Source organism: Bradyrhizobium sp. P5_C11_2, from assembly GCF_054049755.1.
The window spans coordinates 1-4,002 of the sequence record NZ_JBFULT010000640.1; the positions used below are offsets into that span (position 1 = coordinate 1).

Below are 4,002 nucleotides of genomic sequence, written 5' to 3' on the forward strand. Positions count from 1 at the left end.
CACGGCCAATTCCTCCGGCGTCATGGCCGGGCTTGTCCCGGCCATCCACGTGTTTCTTGCGGCACAAAGAACGTGGATGCCCGGGACAAGCCCGGGCATGACGACCTCTACACCCGCCTCACGCCGGCTTCAGCGACRCCAGTGCGCTCTCCAGCAGTGAGCGCACCCGCGCCGCATCGCCGGACTTCACCACCGCAGGGTCGAGATAGAGCTCGAGCCCCGGCGCGCGTTCGGTGATCACCCCGCTCTTCTCCGCCGCGGCATCGTTCAGCGCGTCGACCGAATAGGGAATCACCTCGCGGCTGATGCCCTTCATCGTGATCGCGGGCAGCGCGTGCGCGCGCACCGTCTCGCTGACCAGCGCAAAGGTCTCGTAGCTCAGCACGATGCCGCCGGGCTCGGCGATCGATTGCAGACGCGCGGCGAGGTTCGCTTCCGCACCGATGATGGTGTAGTCCATGCGATCGCTGCTGCCGAAATTGCCGACATTGCAATAGCCGGAATTGATGCCCATGCGGGCCTTGAACGGCAGCTCGATGCCGGAGGCGCGCCATTTCGCATTGAGCTCGACGAGGCGATGCTGCATGCGCCAGGCCATCTGAAGGCAGGCCTGCGCGTCGGCACGGTCGCCCTTGGTCTCGGGGTCGCCGAAGAAGATCAGCATGGCGTCGCCGATGAACTTGTCGATGGTGCCGCCATATTGGTGGGCGATCGCCGACATCTCGGTGAAATATTCGTTGAGGAGCTGGGTCAACAATTCGGGTTGAAGCCGCTCGGCGGTCGCGGTGAAATTCTGGATGTCGGAGAAGAAGATGGTGAGCTTCTTGCGCTCGGTGTGGATGGTGACGTCCTTCTGGCCGGAGAAGATGCTCCTGTAGACCTGCGGCGGGATGTAGCGCGAGATCTTCATCGAGAGCGAGGCGAGGAAGTCGTTCGCGGATTCGAGCTCCTTGTTCATGTTCTTGATACGCCCGGCCTGGCGGCGCTGGAGCGAGAGGAAGGACAGGCCGCTGCCCGCGGCGATCRGGAAATAGGCCAGCAGGAACTTGAACGAGAAGATGTTGGCGGCGATCGGCTGCGCGATGATCACCTCCTGGATGCCTCTGAYGTCRCCGACCTTCCAGTCCTTCTTCGGGCTCTCGGGATGGCTGTTGTGGCAGCTCACGCAGGCCGGTCCCATCAAGACGGGGGCGACCAGGCGGACCTTGTCGTTAAACAGCGAGGTCTCGGTTTCGACGATCTTCCGCTCGGGGTCGGCGCGCAGGGCCTCCAGCGCATCCTTCTCGAATTTGTCGAGCTGGTGCGGCGCGCGGTTCTGGAACGGGAAGTCCGAGACGAAACGGTAGGTGATGTTTTCCTGCTGCGCCCCGATCACCCGTCCGAGCTCCAGCGACAGCGTGGCCGGGATCGGGATCGCGCCGGGAACGGATTCGTAGTTGTGAACGACCCTGGTGGTGCCGTTGGGGTTGGCGAGGACACGGCCGACCACATTGGCCGCATAATAGCCGCGCACGCTCGATATGACCGAATTGAGATCGGCGGCCTGACGGCGCAACGCCGTCTTGCTGAGCTCCGTCAGGTCCAGCCACACCGCGAGCGGCAAAGCGAGCAGGAGGAAGGCGATCACGGCGCCGGTCAGGATGCCGCTCTTGTGCTGTTCTTCGGAGATCTCTTGTTTCACTCTGTGGCTCCGTTATGTGCGATTTTGTCGCAAAATCGGGGGTTTTGCGGCAAGGAATGCGGCGGCACAGAGCCAATAAACGCGGACCGGCGCAACCCCATTTTATGGTGGTCGCCTCAGGCGGCTTTTCGTTTCATCACAGATGCTTAAGATCGGCAACGAGCTGCATCCGCTCCGCCGGGAGATCCCATGACCGAATCCATCCGCATCAAACGCTTCCATGCGCGGCCCGTGATCGTGCCGATGAACCTGCCGCTCCAGACCTCGACCGGCGCCGTCGCAAAGGCACCGCTGGTGCTGATCGATTGCGAGACCGACCAGGGCGCAACGGGGCACGCCTATCTGTTCTCGATCACGCCCTCGGCCTTGAAGCCGCTGACGGCGATGGTCGCGGAAATGTCGGAGCTGCTCACAGGCGACGCGCTGCTGCCGTTCGAGATAGAGCGCAAGCTGACCCAGCGCTTCACGCTGTTGGGTTTGGCCGGCCTGCAGCGGCTGGCGCAATCCGGCATCGACATGGCGGCGTGGGATGCGCTGGCGCGCACACGCGGCCTGCCACTGGCGCGCCTGCTCGGCGGCGCGCCGAAGCCGGTCAGGGCCTACAATTCGAAGGGGCTCGGCATCATGCCGGCGGGCGCTGCGGTCGACGAGGCGCATAAGCTGCTGGCCGAGGGTTTTCACGCCGCCAAGATCCGCGTCGGCCGGCCCGATGCGCGGGAGGATCTCGCCGTGGTGCGCGCGGTGCGAAAAGCGGTCGGCGACCAGGTGACGCTGATGTGCGACTACAATCAGGCACTGACGGTGACCGAGGCCATCCGCCGCGGCGAGATGCTCGACGACGAGGGGCTGACCTGGATCGAGGAGCCGATCCGCCACGACGACTACGCCGGTTGCGCCCGCATCGCGGACGCGCTGCGCACGCCGGTCCAGATCGGCGAGAACTTCGACAGCGCCTTCGCGATGCAGTCGGCGCTGTCTGCGGAGGCCTGCGATTACGTGATGCCGGACGTGCAGCGCATCGGCGGCGTCACCGGCTGGCTCCGCGCCGCGTCACTGGCGCACGCCGCCGGCATCGAAATGTCCACCCACCTGTTCTCGGAAGTCAGCGCGCATCTGCTGTGCGTGACCCCGACCGCGCATTGGCTGGAATATGTCGACTGGGCCGACGCAGTGCTTTCGACGCGGCTGAAGATCAAGGACGGTTTTGCGCTGCCGGGCGAGGAGCCCGGCAACGGGATTGCGTGGGACGAGGCGGCGGTCGCCAAATATCTCGTGACATAGGGCCGCCTGTCGCCGCGTCGATCACCGATCGACAGGCCTACGGCCGAACAGCAGCCATCATATTCAGCTCGACCGGAGCGCCCCGCGGCAATTCGGCGACGCCAGCGGATGTCCGGGCGTGACGGCCGCGATCGCCGAGCCGTTCGATCAGCCGGTCCGAGGCACCGTTCATGACTTGCGACTGCTGGGTGAATCCCGGCGCCGAGGCGATGTATCCGACCAGCTGGAGGACCTGGACGATCCTGTCTTCGCCGCCTGTTGCGTGGTTGATCGCCGCAATGCAGAGATCGGCGCAGAGGGCCGCCGCCTCTTTTGCGGCCTCGATATCGACACCCGCCCCGACTTTGCCGGCGTACAGCAGGTCTTCACCACGACGCGGCAGCTGACCGCTGACATACGCAATTCCGCCATGGATGATCACCGGCAGGTAGTTTCCGCCCGGCTTGTTCACGCTGCTCATCTCGGTCACCTGCCTTCATTTCTCGTTGCCGTGGTGGGCGGCCGAACAATGGCAGGCGAGGAGTCGCGGATCAAGGCTGCGCATTGCACCGAGGTGGCGCGCACGATAACGATGCTCCATGACTACCTGGCGCCCGCATACCCATATCCGCGTCGTCGCGATCGGCCTGCACTGGCGGGACGGGCGGCTGCTCGCGGCCGAGGTGCGCGACGATGCGGGACGGATCAAGGGCGTGCGCCCGCTCGGCGGCGAGATCGAGTTCGGCGAGAGCTGGCGCGCCGCGCTGGTGCGTGAGTTCAACGAGGAGCTCGGCATCGACATCACCATCACAGGCGAGCCGTTGGTGATGGAGAACATCTTTGTGCACGAAGGATCGACCGGGCACGAGGTGATGTTCATCGCCGAGGTCGCGTTTCCAGAGGGCGCGTTCGCCGGCCAGGACCGGATTGATTTCCGCGAGGATAACGGCGAGCAGATTGTCGCGCGCTGGTTCGACCTTGGCGAGCTCGATATGGATGGTGGGCCGAGCCTCTATCCGACCGGGCTGAACGCGTTGCTGCTCGGAAGCAAGCTCTCCGTC

4 protein-coding genes are annotated in these 4,002 nt (G+C 64.8%); 2 read left to right on the forward strand and 2 right to left on the reverse strand.

Annotated elements, in window-relative coordinates:
• Positions 1-118 precede the first annotated feature (118 nt).
• On the reverse strand, positions 119-1,681 hold the full coding sequence (locus tag ACXJL8_RS35885; RefSeq protein ID WP_456686527.1) for an adenylate/guanylate cyclase domain-containing protein: 1,563 nt from the start codon (positions 1,679-1,681) through the stop codon (positions 119-121).
• Positions 1,682-1,870: 189 nt separating this feature from the next.
• On the opposite strand from ACXJL8_RS35885, the gene ACXJL8_RS35890 reads away from it, so the two are divergent.
• Positions 1,871-2,962, forward strand: a complete 1,092-nt coding sequence (locus ACXJL8_RS35890) for an enolase C-terminal domain-like protein (protein WP_456617420.1) — start codon at positions 1,871-1,873, stop codon at positions 2,960-2,962.
• Positions 2,963-2,999: 37 nt separating this feature from the next.
• Here the strand turns inward: ACXJL8_RS35890 and ACXJL8_RS35895 are convergent, their stop codons facing one another.
• The gene (locus tag ACXJL8_RS35895; RefSeq protein WP_456617419.1) at positions 3,000-3,422 is read right to left on the reverse strand and encodes a RidA family protein; all 423 of its coding nucleotides are present in this window, start codon (positions 3,420-3,422) and stop codon (positions 3,000-3,002) included.
• 118 nt (positions 3,423-3,540) lie between these two features.
• Between ACXJL8_RS35895 and ACXJL8_RS35900 the strand changes: the two genes are divergently transcribed.
• On the forward strand, positions 3,541-4,002 hold a 462-nt coding region (locus ACXJL8_RS35900), incomplete at its 3' end, for an NUDIX hydrolase (protein WP_456686528.1).